Origin of the sequence: Stenotrophomonas sp. ATCM1_4 (genome assembly GCF_004348115.1) — a bacterium.
Taxonomy (GTDB): Bacteria; Pseudomonadota; Gammaproteobacteria; order Xanthomonadales; family Xanthomonadaceae; genus Stenotrophomonas; species Stenotrophomonas capsici.
Genome location: NZ_QPFB01000001.1, coordinates 1846773 through 1863508 on the forward strand (window position 1 = coordinate 1846773; position 16736 = coordinate 1863508).

Annotated in this window: 11 protein-coding genes; all 11 read right to left on the reverse strand. The window is 62.3% G+C overall.

The window, feature by feature from the left end:
* Positions 1–699, reverse strand: a 699-nt coding sequence (locus tag ATCM_RS19090) for a hypothetical protein (protein ID WP_207911796.1), incomplete at its 3' end; no start/stop codon positions are given.
* 412 nt (positions 700–1111) lie between these two features.
* Positions 1112–2146, reverse strand: a complete 1035-nt coding sequence (locus tag ATCM_RS08475) for a DUF6708 domain-containing protein (RefSeq protein WP_132864102.1) — start codon at positions 2144–2146, stop codon at positions 1112–1114.
* A 13-nt stretch (positions 2147–2159) separates the two neighbouring features.
* Positions 2160–5660 carry a T6SS effector BTH_I2691 family protein gene (locus ATCM_RS08480; protein WP_132864103.1) on the reverse strand — a complete coding sequence of 1167 codons (3501 nt, stop codon included), beginning with the start codon at positions 5658–5660 and terminating at the stop codon, positions 2160–2162.
* Positions 5657–6622: a DUF4123 domain-containing protein gene (locus tag ATCM_RS08485; protein WP_132864104.1), complete on the reverse strand. Its 966-nt coding sequence runs from the start codon at positions 6620–6622 to the stop codon at positions 5657–5659. Before ATCM_RS08485 ends, ATCM_RS08480 begins: the two co-directional genes overlap by 4 nt.
* The gene (locus tag ATCM_RS08490; protein WP_132864105.1) at positions 6619–9348 is read right to left on the reverse strand and encodes a type VI secretion system Vgr family protein; all 2730 of its coding nucleotides are present in this window, start codon (positions 9346–9348) and stop codon (positions 6619–6621) included. The genes ATCM_RS08485 and ATCM_RS08490 overlap by 4 nt, the downstream gene beginning before the upstream one ends.
* Before the next feature lie 127 nt (positions 9349–9475).
* Complete coding sequence (locus ATCM_RS08495) at positions 9476–9826, reverse strand: hypothetical protein (RefSeq protein WP_132864106.1); 351 nt, start codon at positions 9824–9826, stop codon at positions 9476–9478.
* A gap of 22 nt (positions 9827–9848) precedes the next feature.
* Entirely contained in the window at positions 9849–12599 is a 2751-nt protein-coding gene (gene tssH / locus ATCM_RS08500) for a type VI secretion system ATPase TssH (RefSeq protein WP_132864107.1), read from the reverse strand.
* Positions 12600–12665: 66 nt separating this feature from the next.
* Positions 12666–13757, reverse strand: coding sequence for a type VI secretion system baseplate subunit TssG (gene tssG, locus ATCM_RS08505; protein ID WP_132864108.1), 1092 nt, complete (start codon positions 13755–13757; stop codon positions 12666–12668).
* A complete protein-coding gene (gene tssF, locus ATCM_RS08510) occupies positions 13721–15556 on the reverse strand; it encodes a type VI secretion system baseplate subunit TssF (RefSeq protein WP_132864109.1) in 1836 nt (611 codons plus the stop codon). Before tssF ends, tssG begins: the two co-directional genes overlap by 37 nt.
* Positions 15556–16044 (reverse strand): type VI secretion system baseplate subunit TssE, encoded by a 489-nt coding sequence (gene tssE, locus ATCM_RS08515; RefSeq protein ID WP_132864110.1) that lies wholly within the window; start codon positions 16042–16044, stop codon positions 15556–15558. Before tssE ends, tssF begins: the two co-directional genes overlap by 1 nt.
* Positions 16045–16167: 123 nt before the next feature.
* Positions 16168–16665: a type VI secretion system tube protein Hcp gene (locus tag ATCM_RS08520; RefSeq protein WP_132864111.1), complete on the reverse strand. Its 498-nt coding sequence runs from the start codon at positions 16663–16665 to the stop codon at positions 16168–16170.
* Positions 16666–16736: the final 71 nt, after the last annotated feature.

A 16736-nucleotide genomic window follows, 5' to 3' on the forward strand; every position in this document is an offset into this window, starting at 1 on the left:
TGGCGATGGCCGCATAGCTCCACTTTTGGCAGCCGCTAAAAGCGGGGGGATTACCCGGGCATCATCCGCAGGCGGTAGCGGGTCCGCAGGCGGCAACGTTTCCGGGTCGCCGTCCATGTAATGACGAATAAATTCCCAGATCATCCCGGGCGCGCGATCATCACGATACGGTTGCGCCAGGGGAACGTACGAACGGATACGATGATCGGACGCCTCAATATCGACCACGGCAAGCACATAGCCGGTGGCGGCGCCGGCCAAGCTGTAGCTCCTGGAAACCATGGAGATTGGCTGCGCCGCATCGTAGTCGATGCTGACCCAGCCGTTCTTCCGGTCAACCCAGAAGAAGAACTTTCTTAGCCGCCTGCTCAGCACCACGGGAGGCACAGAGAGACGTGTTGCAGAGGAAATCGACCAAGCAAAGAACGCACCCGCAAACAGCAGGATGACTCCATAGACACCCACGAGGTAAGGCCAAAAATCCGCCCTTGAGAGTATTCCTCCGATCACTACCCGTGACAGAACCATGCTCACGCCGGCACATCCGATCACCAAGCCCAGGATGAACGTAAATCCCCGGTCTGAAGCTTCCACGGCAGGTGAAAACGTGATGAAAGAATCATTGATCGACTGGATGGCATTCAGAGAGGCGGGTTCGGCGCCCCCGTCATCGCGCCCGATGCCAGCAGCTGCCCCCACCCACCACTCCTGTCCGGAAGATGGCGCATCCCAAACAACATCCTGCGGCTACTCCCACGCATCGGTGTCATTGTTTCCGTTCGGTGAACCATCCACGCGCACTTGCCTCCTTGCATTCGATATCGAACTATACCCGCGCCTTCTGCTGTACCAGCTGATCGATAACTTCCTTGTCCAATGCCGGGCCGCCGGCTGCGGCAACAATCTCAGGCGGGAACGCCGGAACACGCGATAGATCCGTTGCGCGCAGCTTGTCGCCTGGCTGCAGCGGCGGGCCATCCTCCTCCATGTACCGGCGAATGTGTTCCCACAACGCCAACTGTGTGCTGTCGAAGCCGTTGGATTGGACACCCAGTTAGATCAGATGCTCGACTTCGTTATCGGTTCCCCGCGGTCGTCTTCCCCTTGCTCATCAGCCCTTCCGCCTACCCAGACGCTTCTGCTTGGAATTCACGGCAGCCGCATCGACCATCTCTTTGAGGCGCGCATCGTCAAAAGGACCGGCACCAATCGATGCGCGGATGTCGTCCGGCCACTTCGGCGCGCGCTTCAGGCGAAAGCTGAGATAGCGATTCAGCCCGATATAGGCGCTGAGCGGAAACGCAATCAAACATACCGCGCCGCCGATCCACATCAGCGGACCTTTGGCCCAGTACTTCGAACTTCCGGGCCCGATCAACGGCTGCATCAGCGTAAGCGACTCCCAGAATGTCACGCCGAAGTCCTTGTATCGGACCTCTCCCGGTGCCCACGCCGGCCCCTCACCCTGCATGAAGCGGCGTACATACTCCCAGCGTTGGACCGGGCTGGTTACGTCGCCATAAGCGAACGAGGGGCCCACACCAACTCGTTGAATCTCCACACTACCGCCGGGAGACTCCTTGATCGAGAGCACCAGGGCTGACTCGCGTCGTGGCACTTGAGCGGTGAATATGGTGAAGGTCACCACTTCTGCATCCACGCAGGCCCAGTCGAAGGATTGCACCTCGCTACGCGGTCGACCAAAAAGATTCCATCCCAACTGCCACCAAGGCAATCCCGCTGACCTGAATATATGCACCTTACTAGACCCTCTATCAAAAAGGATCGGCTCGTAACGATACCCAACCCAATCCACTTGAATAAATAAAAAATTTGCAAATGTAACCAGAATAAGAATAATCGTAATCCAGCTGACGCCGCCACCTTCCAATCGATAATCAAGGCCCAATGAAACATACACACAGAAAGCAGCTCCAAGCCCTCCCAGAATACCGCAACTACTGAAATAACCCCGCATAGCAGCGAAATGATCCACAAAAGCCAAGCCTCTTTCGTAGACCTCTGCAATCCCCCCTCTACTTGCAGCACCTGCTACCGCCGTGCCGCCTCCAAGGCTTGAACTATTTTTCGGCAACTTAATTACAGTAGAAGAACCGTCATTCACAAAAAATCCTTTCTCTTCCACTCAGAAAGAGCAATCAATCCTTCTCCCAAACCTCACCACGAGCAATAGCTTCATCAGTCTGCAGGTCATGAAGAGAGTAAATCAGGCGGACAACCTCATGCGCACCTGGGACCTTCACGCTGATCTTTGCAGAATATCCAGCCGTCTCCTCCGATATCTTGCTGAACACTAAAGGAGTCCTATCACTACTAGCGAGCAGTGCCCCAGACTGCAATCTTCCGCCCGCGCTATCAGGCATCGCAGCATATCCCTCAAGTACGTATCCAGCCTTATACCTACTAGGATCCCAATCTGCGACAGAGATCACTGCCGTAACAACGTCATCACTGAAGACGTTATCTTCCCAATTTTCGATCACCGCAGATATACCCTTAGCTAGAGCACCCAGCGCTAGGACTTCCTCACTGAGGCCACCGGCGACCCAAGAATCCTCGTCAGCGACCTGTGCGCCGCCAAACCGCCCTTCTGTTCGTTCGTGTTTCCCGAAAAAACTTCTATCCAGAAACCTCTCATTCTCGTCATGCTCCAAACTTGCAGCATAAATCGCCCAGGCTATACCGATTATCAACAAGACGATTCCAACACCAGTCATACTCGCGCCAACCAGAGCACCCACAGAGGTCCGGAGCGCCACTCCTCCCAGAACCCGCATGGCGACCTGTTGACCAACACGGGAAGCAAGCGCCGCCTTCCATGTAATGAGCGATCCTCCTACCGTGGCAACACCCGATGACAGCAACATCGTCGCGGCGATTCTATAATTATGCGCAGCCTCATACTCTCCCGATCTCGATGTTCTTTGTGCACTTATGGCGGCCGAAATCCCACTCATCACCGCTCCAATACCAGCACTTGCACCGGCTAGAAAGCGCAGAAAAAGCGCCCGCTCTACATTGGCAGCGAGTAGAGAAGTTGCAACCTGAGCTCCTTCTTTGGCTGAACTCTGATAGGCAAACGCCATGATTTCCATAGCACCACCAACCGTGCCTGCAATCCCGCCCGTAAGATTCGCGGCGGCATCTGCGAAATTGAACCCAGAAGTGCTTCCCAGCTTAATTACCGCATCCCAGAGCTGGCGTGCCGAGAAAAATATAGCAAAAATGGAGAAACCCACCTCCGCTTTTACGAAGCCTTTCCAACCACGCTGGCGATAAATACTATTACTCTGCACAAGGTCTTCCACCACGTCCGCTGGCAACTCAGCGACAGAGGCCGCTTGACCAATATTATATAGACGGACAGCACCGTTCTTGCCACGAGCACGCTCAAGCGTCTCCTTTTCGACGATCAAAGGAACAATGATATCTCCTTGAAATTCGGGCCGCTTCTTTAAATTCGTCAACAACTTTTTCGAATCCGCATTTGCCCTTCGTGAAGCAGTCCGATCACCCACTCTTCGTTCATTCAGCTCAAACGCGCCGGCAGCCGCAGCATTTCCACTCGCAACCGCATCAAGATAGGCTCCCGCGCTCATCTTCACTTTGATCGAATAGTGCTCCTTGCGGGTGTCAATGAAGTCCCATAACGCAGCAGCACGCACCCACACAATCTCTTTTACAGCCACATCTTCCAGCGCTGCTGCAACGTGCGCCACGCCTTTACCCTTCGCAGCATCAAGGATCCGCTTCCTGTTCTCACTGGCCACCTGTTGTATTCCGCCGACAAGACTTTCCGCCGAACTTACCGCAGACTGCTGATACTTTCTGAATTCCTGCCACCAGGAATTCGGCAGCATTGAGCCGCCAACAATCGCAGAGTAGACAGTACCAGCGTTTCCCGGCGAAGCGGCTGAGTCCAGCAAACTGAATCCTGACAACAAGGCGCCAGCGAACCAGTTCTGCTTATCCCTGACATCCAGATTGAATTGCTTATTGAGCGCCTGAAACGATGCCTCCGACTCTGCACCGCCACCATAAAATGCCTCAACAGTGCGCAACCGGGCTATTGCATTGCATACCGCCCGCCTTATGTCGAACTCACCTGCGTTGGCTGCGGGTGCCGCCCCTGCACCGAAGTCATTTGCACAAATAATGGCGGGCCAAACGCCTTCCACATAATCGGCGTAGTCTTTATCTATCGCGGCCACCTCCTTTTCCCAGCCTTCACTTTCCGCGGCATAGGCGAGATTGAACTGGGACAGGGCCGCAGTGTCCAAGCGCTTACGATATCGCTCAAGCTTCTCGTCGGTCCATCGCTTTCCCTTGGACTCCGCGAGCGCTTTATAGTAATCCTCAGAGTATTCAACCGACCCAAGCGCCTCCGATCTCCAACTCGGATCGTAGTCGCGCGGATCCTGTGTCTCGGAGAACTTCGACTGCGTCATGCGTAGCCGCGCAGTTTCGGAATCGATGGACGGCACCCAACGCGCCTTATGATAGATATTTAGGCCCGCCCCCTTCTTCAACGGTTCGTTGACCGCCTGTCCATGCCTCCGCTGGAACTCCCTCTCCGTGATCAAAAAATTTCCGTTATCGCGCGCATCATGCGAAATCTTCTTCAATGACTGCGCGGTCTGTGCCCCCTCCCACATCTCCCGTTGCCGCACCCACTCTTCGATATACGCAACATGCGTTGCTGACTGCCGTTTCCATGCGCGAACGCCATCTATGCCCCCTCCGTCAACCCGGGGCCCTCCTCCTTTCCAGTCCTCGTAATGTGCTTTCGCCAACTTCCGCAACGTATTGTGATCACCGCCGATACCGACCGGGTCCGGTATGACCAACGCAACTCCTGTCTTCGACGGAATGTTCACCGAAGCAAGCGACATTTCGGCAGCCAATGCGATGCGCCTATCCTCAAGCTCCAATATTTGCCGCGGAACGAACTTACTAAATTTCCGCTGAAAGCTCTTTGGCGTGAAATCGGCAATACCCCGCAACGATTCCGCGCTAACACGCATGCCGAACGGGACCTTGGTACCCGTGCCAACGTCTCCGCTCGCAGCTGCCTGCACATTGAGCTTTGTCATCCGCCGGGTACGGCAGCCATCTTCATCGTCTTCATAGCGCTTGATCACCTCAGGCAGCCATTTGTGGTGACTGAACCCTATCCACACCGTCTCCAGACTGGAATCAATGGTTATGAAGTGAGGCTTGATGTTGCTATGCCCCTGGCGACAGCACGAACTCAGGGAAATCTCATCAGATGTCTCCGGAAGGCTATCGATAGCCATGCGATTCAGCATGCCGTCCGTCCCGACCACGTAAGCATCCCAAGTATTGTCGGACTTGTAGATGTAGAGATATCCGGTTTGGAGCGTGCGCAGGTAGTACCAGGTCGCGCCCCCGTCCTTTGCTTTAAAGGATGCCTCCAGTCGTGCCAATTCGGATACCGCCTCGGCATTACTTGACAGCCACTTCTTCATATAGCTCGGAGCTGGCGCAAAACTGATCGGCAGCACCGCCAAACCAGCCTTTCCCGTACAGTTCTTGCATTCACCGGGAGCCGCACTTTTACTGCTGGCTGCAGCTCTCACTGAAGAGCACAAACTCTGCGTTCCCTGCACTTGACTCATGAGTATCTCCTGGCAAACAGCTGTTCTGATCTGGAGGAACGTTGCATCTCTTGAAGCTGCTCGTCGGAAAGACCAGCCACCCGCGATGCAAAACGGCCAGGCCGCTCTGCGGCCTCTTCGATCGCTCCAGCAACATAGGCATGCAAGTAGAACTGCTCCCCCAACAGGATCGAACAGGTCGCATAGACCGAACAGTCTTCCTGCACCGTCAACCCTCTCATCTGTGCAGTCCTCAGCGCTCGCATCAGTTTTGCATCGTCTGGCGGCAACTCCATCGCCCAGGACTTCGACTGGCGCCGCAAGTCAGGCAACCAAGCAATGCATTCCAGCGCGGGAAACTGTTCGCGCCGAAGCCGGAAGGCTTCCATCGGTCCTTTGGAAGACTCAACGGGCCGATAGCTCAGCATTTCTCCAAGATCGTTGAGGTACAGCCAAACAGGCAAAGGATGAATCAAGGCACCCTGCTGCGAGGCATCGAGGATATCGTCTAGATGGACCATCACGCGGGGATCGTAAAAACGAAAGTAAAGCGGCCTTTCTGATGCCTGCGACACGACAGCCCTTGTCCCCAGAAGCACGGCCAGCTCCGAGGCGTCCCGGAAAAGCCCTCCAGGAATCGGCAACCATCCACACACTGACCTCGAGCCGCGCCCAGCAACAGAAACAGCAGAGCACTCTCTCACCGATATCCTGAAGACGTCACTGATGAGCCGCTCCTGACATTCCTCATCATCAATCCAGATCAAATAAGGACTACTGTCGGGTTCTACATCTTCGTGCCTGACCGGAATTCTCGCTCTCGACATCTGGACAGGCCGGTCTGCGCATAGCTCATCCCAAGGGTCATAGACTGTAGGGTCAATAAGAATGGCGAGCGTGCAGGTACCAAGATCCCGCAGGCAAGTACGCAACACGCGCGTAGCCTGCTCTGCAAGCAACACTGATTCGACCATCATGTTCATACCAACGCGGCACCGGTATCTGCAGCATCACGAACCCGCTCTGCACACCCCCTGCCCTTTCCGCTGGGAACATCGACATCGGCATTCACACTAGCCGGCCCCACCCACTCCCTCTGGCTTGCCCTGAACTCGATCTTCCCCGGCGCGCCCAGCTCGATGTTGTCGCCCTCGATCCGGATGTACGCACCGGCGGCATTGGCCAGCAGGTGCTTGGTGGGTGCGGACAACTGCACGTCTGCTTCGGTGCTGGCGATGCGCACGTCGGTCTTGGCGGCCACCTTGGCCAGGTTCTTGTGCGCCCTGGCGCTGACCTTGCCCTGCGCGGCGTGCAACGCGATGCCGCTCTCCTGGTTGGGGCTCTCGCCCCGTGCCTTCTGGCCAACGGTGTAGACGACCAGGCCGTTGGCGACGGCCAGGGTAAGCGCACCCTGCGTCATCCAGTTCAGGGCCACGCCTGCGCTCAGCAGGGTGTGCGTGCCGCTCACCCAGGCCTGGTCGGCAGGCGTCAGGCTGAGCACGCCGGCCACGCCGCTACCCAGCAGTGCCGGTGCGCTCCAACCCGGCGCCTCACCGCCGCCACCGGCGATGGCGCCACCACTGCTGCCACCCTGCGTCGCCTTGAGCTGCTCCTGCAACTCGCTCAACATTTTGTCCGCAGGTAGTTCGTCCTGGTCCTTGGGCAGCTGCGCCTTCTGCTCCTTCGCCGAGTCGGCCAATGACTTCAACAGGTTCTGGCCTTCCATCAGCTGCGACAGCGCCTGCGACGCGGAGAGCTGTTGTGCGCCCTGCTCGGTGGTCAGCAGCAGGCCCTTGCCGGCACGCAGGCTGCCCTGGGCGCGGGTGGAGAGCTCGGCGCCGAAGCCGCGCTCGGCGCCACGCACGTTGTCCTGCCCCGCTTTGATGTGGCCCAACGTGAGCGCACTTTCGTGCTGGGTGGTGGACAGCTGGGTGCGGCCTTGGCCGGGGGTGTCGTCAAAGCGCAGTTGCTGGTAGCCGCCGGTGCCGGACTGGCTTTCGGCCAGCGCCTGGCTCTTGAAACCGGTGAACACCGCCGCGTGGTCGTTGCCTTCGAACCAGGCCGCCGCATTGCCGGTGGCGTTGGCGCCGCCGCCGTTGATCTGGTTGTGCTGCGCATCCTGCTGGCCGCGGCCGTTGTAAAGGCTGCCGACCACCACGGGCCGGTCGATGTCGCCTTCCAGGAAGGCCACCAGCACTTCCTGTCCGCGCCGTGGCAACACCACTCCGCCCCAGTTGTCGCCGGCCCAGGGCGTCATCACGCGCACCCAGGTCCAGGCGTTGCCGTCGGCACTGGCATTGTTGTCACCCCCGGGATGATCGCGCCCGCTGCTGCCGTTGCCGCCACGCTGCCACGGAAACTGCACCTTGATGCGGTGGTCACGGTCGGACAGCAGTGGCTCGCCGTCACTGACCACGATGGCGCTGAGCGTACCGGTGATGGTGGGGCGCGGATGCAGGCGCCCGCCATGGCCATCGTCTGTCTGCGGCCGGTAATTCACCTCAGCCGGCACGGCGACGAAGTGGTTGTCGTAGAAGGCGGTCTCCACGCTGCGGCTCGCATCGGCTTGGGCGGTGCCGGCCAGTGCAGCAGGCAGCGACGGTACCGCGATGGCCGCAGGCCCGAGCAGCTGCTCCAGTGCATCGAACACGTCGGCGTCCAGGTTGTTGCGCGCCTGGTGCTGCACCGACAGGCAGAAGAAGCGGGCATCGCCCTGCACCTGCGGATGCTGCTGCAGGCCAAACCGGGTGCCGGGTGCGAGCGCCCGCCACTGGCCGGCACCTTCGATCTGGTGGGTCTGGACGCGCGGCGCATCCAGGTGCTGCTGGGCACGGCGTTGCCCGCGCGCATTGTCCTGCCAACCGTAAGGACCGCCGGTGTCGCGGTCGACGATGCCGAAGTCGCTGGCACTCTCCGCCGCGGCGCTGGCCTGTCGGCGCTCAAGGGTGCGGTGGTCCCAGGTCGCGCGCTCTACGCGGTGGGTGCGCCACCGCCGCGCCACGTCCCAGCGCTGCACGGTGTCGCTGCGCTCGCTTTCATCGCGCCGATGGAAACGCACGCTGCCCGCATCGGTGGCGTCGTGGCCGTGGTCGGCCAGTACCAGCGTGTGCTTGCCGAAGTCCGCGTCCGAAGGTTGCCCCTCGTGCTCGAACCAGTAATAGATGCCTTCTTCGGCGAGCAGGCGCTGCACGAAGGCCAGGTCGCTCTCCTGGTACTGCGTGGTCAGGCTGCGCCGCGCGTACTGGTTGGCATCACGCAACGACCAGCGCCACGCCGGTGCCAACACGCCGTAGTCGGCGAACACATCCTCCACGATCTGCACGACGGTCTTGTCGTGGAACACGTAGCTGTCCACGCGCTGGGACAGGAACGCCAGCCATGGCTGCAGGCGCAGGCGGTAGCGGGCAAGGCCGCCATTGCTGCCAATGCGCTCGGCGGCGGTGATCCGGCCATGCAGCGGGCGCAGGTTGCCGTCGGCCTGTTGCAGTTGAAGCAGGGCGGCCTGGCCGACCAGCGGCCCTAGGTCCAACCCGGCATCGGTGGACAACGCGGTGATGGTCCATTGGAAGCCCGGGCCATCGACCTGCTCGACGCCATCGAGGGTTTCAGCCACCAGCACCTCGCTTCCCAGCGCGGTATGCAGCCGCAGGAAGCGTTGTGTATGCGCCGGCCCCGCCAGCGCTGCCAGTATGTTGCTTGCCAGATCCATGGTCATTCCCTGCCTTGCAGTACGCGTGCCTGCCCCCTCAGGCATGCGTTCCGTTCACGCTACCGCTGCATTCGTGCAGCCCCCTGCCCCGCGCATTGCCGGTACCGGCCAGTGCGCACGGGAGTGGTCACACGCCCTGGACGATCTCTTCTAGCTGCAGGCGCACGCCTTCGCTGATCTTCAGCCGATAGTCGCGGCCACCGGCCGTGATCTGCACCTCGCGCGCGTTGCTGACCAGCTGCGGCTTGCCGACCACCGTCGCGTCCATGTGCACGCGCCAGGAGCCACGGCTGATCTGCGCGGCCACGTTGCGCGCTTCCCAGCGTGCGGCCGGTGCAGCGGTATCCAGCAGTTCGATCACGTGTTCCGGGCGCACCCGGTTCCAGGCGCGGACGCGGTCCAGGTCACGTGCAAGGCCAACCTCCAGGCTGTCGCAATGCTTGAGGGCGGCTTCGCGGTCAAATCCATAGAATTCCATCGTCATTCTCCTTTGCTGGTAATCAAGAAACCTTGTACTTGAAATCACCCTTCTTGCCGGCGGTGACCTTGATGGCGTTGATGCGGTTTCCTTCCGCCATCGCAGCCAGGACACTTTCGGCAATCTCCGGCAACAGGGTGCCGTTGAGGATGTGGTCCACATTGCGCGCGCCCGAATCCACCTCGGTGCAACGCGCCAACACGGCTTCAACCAGGCTGTCGTCCCAGCTGAAAGTGGCCTTGTGGTTGGCCACGACACGGTCGCGGATGCGACCCAGCTTCAACGTGATGATCTTCACCAGCACGTCGTCGTTGATCGGGTAGTACGGCACCACCTTCAGGCGGCCCAGGAAGGCGGGCTTGAAGCTGCGCATCAGGATCGGGCGCAGCGCCTCGGCCAGCGCATCGGCGGCCGGGATCTCCTCGGCCGGCTTGTTGAGGCAGGCCTGCATGATCTGCGAGGAGCCGATGTTGGAGGTGAGGATGATCAGGGTGTTGCGGAAGTCGATCTCGCGACCTTCGGCATCATCCATCACGCCCTTGTCGAACACCTGGAAGAACATCTCCAGCACGTCAGGGTGGGCCTTCTCCACCTCGTCCAGCAACACCACGCTGTAGGGGTTGCGGCGCACCGCCTCGGTGAGCACGCCACCTTCGCCATAGCCCACGTAGCCCGGCGGCGAACCCTTCAGGCCCGACACGCTATGCGCTTCCTGGTACTCGCTCATGTTGATGGTGACCAGCTTGCGCTCACCGCCATACAGGATGTCGGCCAGCGCCAGCGCGGTTTCGGTCTTGCCCACGCCGGACGGGCCCACGAACATGAACACGCCCCGCGGCTTGTTCGGGTCTTCCAGCTTGGCGGTGGCGGTACGCACGCGCTGCGCGATGGCATCCAGCGCGTGGTCCTGGCCAATGACGCGCTCTACCAGCAGATTGCCCAGCGAGCGGATGGTGCGGATCTCGTCCTTGACCATGCGCCCCAGCGGCACCCCGGTCCAGGCCGACACGATCTCCGCCACCACGGTGCCATCCACCTGCAGCGGTACCATCGGGGTTTCACCCTGCAACTGCTTCAGCTCGGCCTGCAGCGTCGCCAATTCGGCATGCTGCGGCGACTGCGCCGGCTTGGCGGCCTTGCGCTTGCTGGCCGGCTTGGCGACGGCGACATCGCCCTCGCCTTCCTCGATGGTTTCGCCCTGCGGCTGCGGCGGCGCCTGCTCCAGCTGCTGCCGCAACTGGGCAACGCGCCCGGCCAGCTCACGCTCGCGGCCCAGGCGCTCTTCGTTGTTGGCCAGCACGGCCTGCGCTTCGGCCTGCTGCGCATGCAGCTCGGCCAGTCGTTCACCGTGCTGGTCGTTGCCACCGGCAGTCTCGCGCTGCAGCGCATCGATCTCGGCCTGCAGGCGGTCCAGGTGCTTGCGGGTGTCCTCGATGATGGCCGGCGTCGCGCTTTGCCCCAAGGCGACCTTGGCGCAGGCGGTGTCGAGCACGCTGACCGCCTTGTCCGGCAGCTGCCGGCCGCTGATGTAGCGATGCGACAGGCGCACGGCCTCGGTCACGGCCTCGTCCAGCACCCGGATGCCGAAGTGCGACTCCATCAACCCGACCATGCCACGCAGCATCGCGGCGGCAAGCGTCTCGCTGGGCTCCTCCACCTTCACGACCTGGAAACGGCGGGCCAGCGCGGCGTCCTTCTCGAAGTACTTCTTGTACTCGCCCCAGGTGGTTGCGGCGATGGTGCGCAGCTCGCCGCGCGCCAATGCCGGCTTGAGCAGGTTGGCCGCGTCGTTCTGCCCGGCGGCGCCGCCGGCACCGATCATGGTGTGGGCTTCGTCAATGAACAGGATGATCGGGTGCGGGCTCTTCTTGACCTCGTCGATCACATTCTTCAGGCGGTTCTCGAACTCGCCCTTGACGCTGGCACCGGCCTGCAGCAAGCCCATGTCCAGCGTGTGCAGTTCAACACCCTGCAGCACCTCGGGCACGTCCTTTTCGGCGATGCGCCGGGCCAGCCCCTCGACCACCGCGGTCTTGCCGACGCCGGCCTCGCCGGTGAGGATCGGGTTGTTCTGGCGGCGACGCATCAGGATGTCGATCACCTGCCGGATCTCGGTATCACGGCCGATCACCGGGTCGATCTTGCCCTCGCGCGCACGCTGGGTGAGGTTGGTGGTGAACTGGTCCAGCGCCGGCGTCTTGGACAGCCCCCCCTTGGCCTCGCCGGGCATGGCATCGTCGCCGTCCGCGCCTTCTGCGCCGGGCGCAGCGGCATCGGTGAAGCGCACCGTCTGCACGGACTCCTGCGAGCCCTCGGTCAGCTTGGCGAAGTCGTGCTTGAGCTCGTCGCGCTTGAAGCGCACGAACAGCTTGGAGCCGCGATACGCCAGCTGCGCCAGGTCCGGCTCGGTCAGCAGCGCCAGCAGCAGGTGGCCGCTGCGGATGCGGGTGGTCTCCGAGTCCAGCGACGCGATCAGCCAGGCATGCTCGAACAGCTTGGGAATGTGCTGCGAAAACACCGGCGTGCGGCTGTTGCCGGTCTTGAACTGGCTGATCTCGTCGTTGAGGTCGCGCTCCAGCGACTCGGGCGAGATGCCGCTGCGCCTGGCGATCAGCACGAAGTCACACTGCGGCTGTTCCAGCAGGGCCAGGAACAGGTGCTCCAGGTCCACCTCGTAGTTGCCACGCGACATGCACAGGTTTGCCGCCCGCTCGGCGGCCTGCCGGCAGGTGTCGTCCAACTTGCTGATCAGGGTCTTGAGGTTGATGCTCATGCAGAAACGCGCACTCCATGCTGGATCAGTTCGGGTGCCCCCGGCGCCGGCGCCAGGGGCATGGGGTCATTGCAACGTGTGGATGCCATAGGTCGTGTCTTCGCGCGATGCCGTTTGCGGGCGCGTGGTCATGTAGCTGTCCCAGCCCAGGCGCGCACCGCCACCTTCGCCCAAGGCGCTGCCCTGCACGTCATCAGCGCGCAGCACCAGCCTTACCTCGTATTCCAGCGTGCCCCCGGTCAACAGCGACAACCATTTGGCCAGCGCTTCGGCGGCGCTGCCGCCGGGCAGGAAGTCGTCAAACTGGTCGCGTCGCAGCGGCCCGATGCGCAAACGCATGCGCAGGTCACGCTGCCAGACCCGGTCGCCGGCCAGCGCGCTGGCGCCGAGCACGGCATTGGCCTGTCCCAGCCGCGATGCCTGCCCGGACGGCACGCGATACCAGGCACCGACGAACTGCTCCAGTTCCACCGGCACCTTGAAGTAGTCCGACAGCACACGCTGCATCAACGCAGCGGACACCGGTCGCTGGCGCACCGCGCCGGCGTAGTACGCCACGGCCTGGTCGAAGATCTCGCCCTGGCCCTCGTGCAGGCGGTCGCGCAGCTCGCTCATGCCCATGCCGAGCAGCGACAGCACCAGCGGCAGGAAGCGCTCGCGCCGGTCCAGTTCGTACTGCAGGGCCAGGCGGTGCTTCTTCCACGCGGCGTAATGCAGCGACACCGCGCGCGTGGAGAAGATGTCCAGGAACGCGCGCGCCGTGCGGTCGCGCTGGTACAGCTCACGCAGCTGCAGGGTCTCGGTGTAATGCAGCGGCAGCGCACCGGCCGTGCCCAGCAGGCCCATGAACTGCGGGGTCAGGTGCACCTCGCCCAGCGTCTCGTCGTGCAGCGCCTGTTCGATGGCCTGCGCGTCCTGCAGGGTCTCGCCCTTCAGCGACACCACCGTGCCTTCGGAGGACAGCTCGGTCGCCGGGAACCCCAGCGAGAGCGTGTTGCGGAAACGCACCCGCATGGGCACCGCCTGCCCGGGCGGGACGCCCTGCCGCAGGAATACCTGCTCGAGCAACCGCACCGCCTGGAAGAACTGGAAGCGGTGGGGTTCGGCGAGCAGCTGCTGCGCTACGCCAGGATCGATTCGCCGCTGCGCGCTGGGCATCGGACGATCTCCTCCCCGCTGTCGCCGGAAACCAGCACCAGTCGGGTGAAACTGTTGGCGTGCACGTACAGTGCGAAGAAGTGGTCCATCACCTGGGCGAAGGCGGCCACACCGGTGCCCACGAAGTGGGCTTCATTGATGGTCAGGCGGATCTCCAGGCCACGCACCACCGAGGCGAACTGGCGACCGGACATCCACGTGGTGGCCGGGTGCTGTTCCAGGCCGAGGATGCCGTCGATCTGGCGCGCCGAGACATTGGAGCCGGACAGGTCGTACAGGCGCAGCATCTCCTTCAGCGCCGGCAGGCCACTGCCGGTCAGCGACAGCTGGTTCAAGGACAGGTGCGAGATCAGCCGCCACTGCGCGTTGCGCCCATGACGGAAACGCAGCGGCTTGGTCGGCTTGCGCAGCAGGCCGATCGAGCGGGCCGGGCTGCCACCTTCCATGCTCAGGTCACCGCCGGCCGCGCCGTAAGGCAGCTGGTTGGGCAGGTCGCGGTTGCTGCAGGTCAGTTCCACGCTGACCGTATCGGTCTGCGGCAACACCGGGTTGAAGGACAGGTCGACGAAGCTGATCTCCATCTCGAAGCCGGGGCTCTGCCGGGCAACGTCCTCGTCGCGGCGCGCGACCCAGTACTGCCCGGTCCGCTCCGGGTCCTCGCCGTGGTGCAGCGAATAGAACGGCCGGAACGCCTGGATCACCTCGCCCTGCGGCGTCTGCCGGATGCGGTGCACCGAATCGATCGAATGCACCTCGTAGGCGAACGCGCGCCGCGCGTCGGCCAACACCGGGTAGTTCACCGTACGGTGGGTGACACGGATCGGCTCGCCGCTGGTCTTGAACAGGTTGACGATGGGCGTGCAGCCCAGGCGCACGTTGTGCACGCCCAGCTCCTCCAGGACCATCGTGTTGCTGCGGTCGTTGCCGGCACTCTGCAGCACCAGGTGCAAGGTGAAGCGACGGCTGGCGCCGGCGGTCACCGTCGGCAGGTGAAGGTCGACGAAGCCGAACTTCTCCGGGTAGGCGAACAGCTCGGTCAGCAGCCGATAGGCCGGATGCGAGCGCGCGGGGAAATCGATCAACGCCTCGTTGTCGGCAAACCCCACCGCTTCCAGAGGCACCTGCTCCAGGCGTCGCCAGCGGCCGTCGCCGTCCGATTCGACATAGGCGGCCTTGACCCCGTACATCAGCGCATCACGCAACGCCGCGCGTACCGAGGGTTCGCCGTCCAGGAACAACCGCAGCTTCTCGGTGCCGAGCTGGGAGAACCCCAACTGGTCGGACAGCAGCTGGAAGCCCAGCGAGATCTGCCCGCCCACGCCGGCCGGCAGGGTCGTTGCCATCGGGGCCTCGGCGACCCCGCGGTACACCACCTGCTGCACGCCGATGGGCGCCAACACCACGTCATAGGCACTGCGGAAGTTGCAGGGCACGCCACGCACCGGCCGGCTCTGCAGGGCGGTGCCACGCGGGATGCGGACCGGCGCGCTGAGCTTGGATGCCACGCCGTCCATGTCGAAGTGCGCGATCGAGCACGACGGGAACGGGCGCAGGTAATGCGGGTAAAGCACGTCCAGCAGCGCGTCGGTGAACTCCGGGTAGTCGTCCTCGATACGCTTGGACACGCGCGCACTGAGCAGCGCGAAGGCCTCGATCAAGCGTTCGACATGCGGGTCCTGGCTGCCTTCCGGCGACAGCTGCAGGCGCCCGGCGATCTTGGGATAGCGCTCGGCGAACTCGCGGCCATAGCGGCGCAGGTAAGCCAGTTCGCGCTCGTAGTAGGGCAGCAGGTCCTGCATCAGCCGGCCTGCGTGCGACGCGCGCGCGTCACCTGGTACTGCAATGTCGAGGGCTGCAACATCGCATCGAAGCTGACGGGCTCACGCGCAGGCTCAAGGTCGAGCAGCGCATGGATGGTGAAGTGCAGGCCGCCGGCGAACTGGTTGCCGGCGTCCAGGTGCACGTTGATGTTCTTCAGGCGGCGCTCGTGGCGCGCCACGGCCTGTTCCAGCGAACGGCAGATCGCCGAGCGGTCGTAGGCATTGGCAAGGCTCATCGCCGAGAAATCGGCCAGCCCATAGGTCAGCAGCGACTGGCGGCAGTTCGGGAACTCCTGCATGTCGCTCTCCTGGAACGCGGCGCGGGAGTTCAGCAGCCCTTCCAGGTCGCGGGCGATGGATTCCTTGTACTGCTCGAGCGAGACGGACTTGAATACCGGCCCGGCACCCGGCTGCTTGGGGGTATCGTCGAACAGTTTTTCCAGCAGACTGGGTTCGAGTCCCTTCATTGGTCCATCCACTCAGGTTTCGGCATCCGTGCATGCGGCAGCGGTGCAGCGAGGCAAGGCCGCTCCTGGCCCCGCCGGATCAGACTGCGATGGCGCACGAGGCGCCATCGCAGCGACACAACATCACACGGTGTAGTTCGGGATGTTCTTGGTTGCGCTCCACTGCGCCACGGTCTTGCCACCAACACCGCCTTCCGGCTTCTGCTGCTGGTAAGTCCACTTGATGGCACCGAAGCTCAACTGAACAACCTCCTGGGGCATGCCCTCCTTGTCCACCGTAGTGGTGACGCGGTGGACCAGCACATTCATCAACTCGACCAGGTAGTAATTGATCGCGTTGCCGTCCTTGTCGGCGCGCATGAACTCCACGCGGGCCTTCGGGAAGGTGGTGCCGTTGGCGGCGGCCTGGTTGAGGGCCGTGGAGGCGAGGTCGATCGATTTGGTGATTTCGATCGGTGACAGGTTCACGCGGGCTGCCGTGGTACCGCCGGAGGTCGACGCGGTGGCCGAACGCGGCTGCAACAGGTCCTGCGAGAACGACTGGATCTCGATCCAGTCCTTGTGCTTGTCGTCGTGCGACTCGCCCTTGATGGTGTCAATCGAGAGAAAAGCGTGCTGCATATCTGGTCTCCTAAGTTCCGTTCTTCCGTGAGATTTGGGTTGCCGGGCGGGGGGGCCCGGCGGTTCAGGGG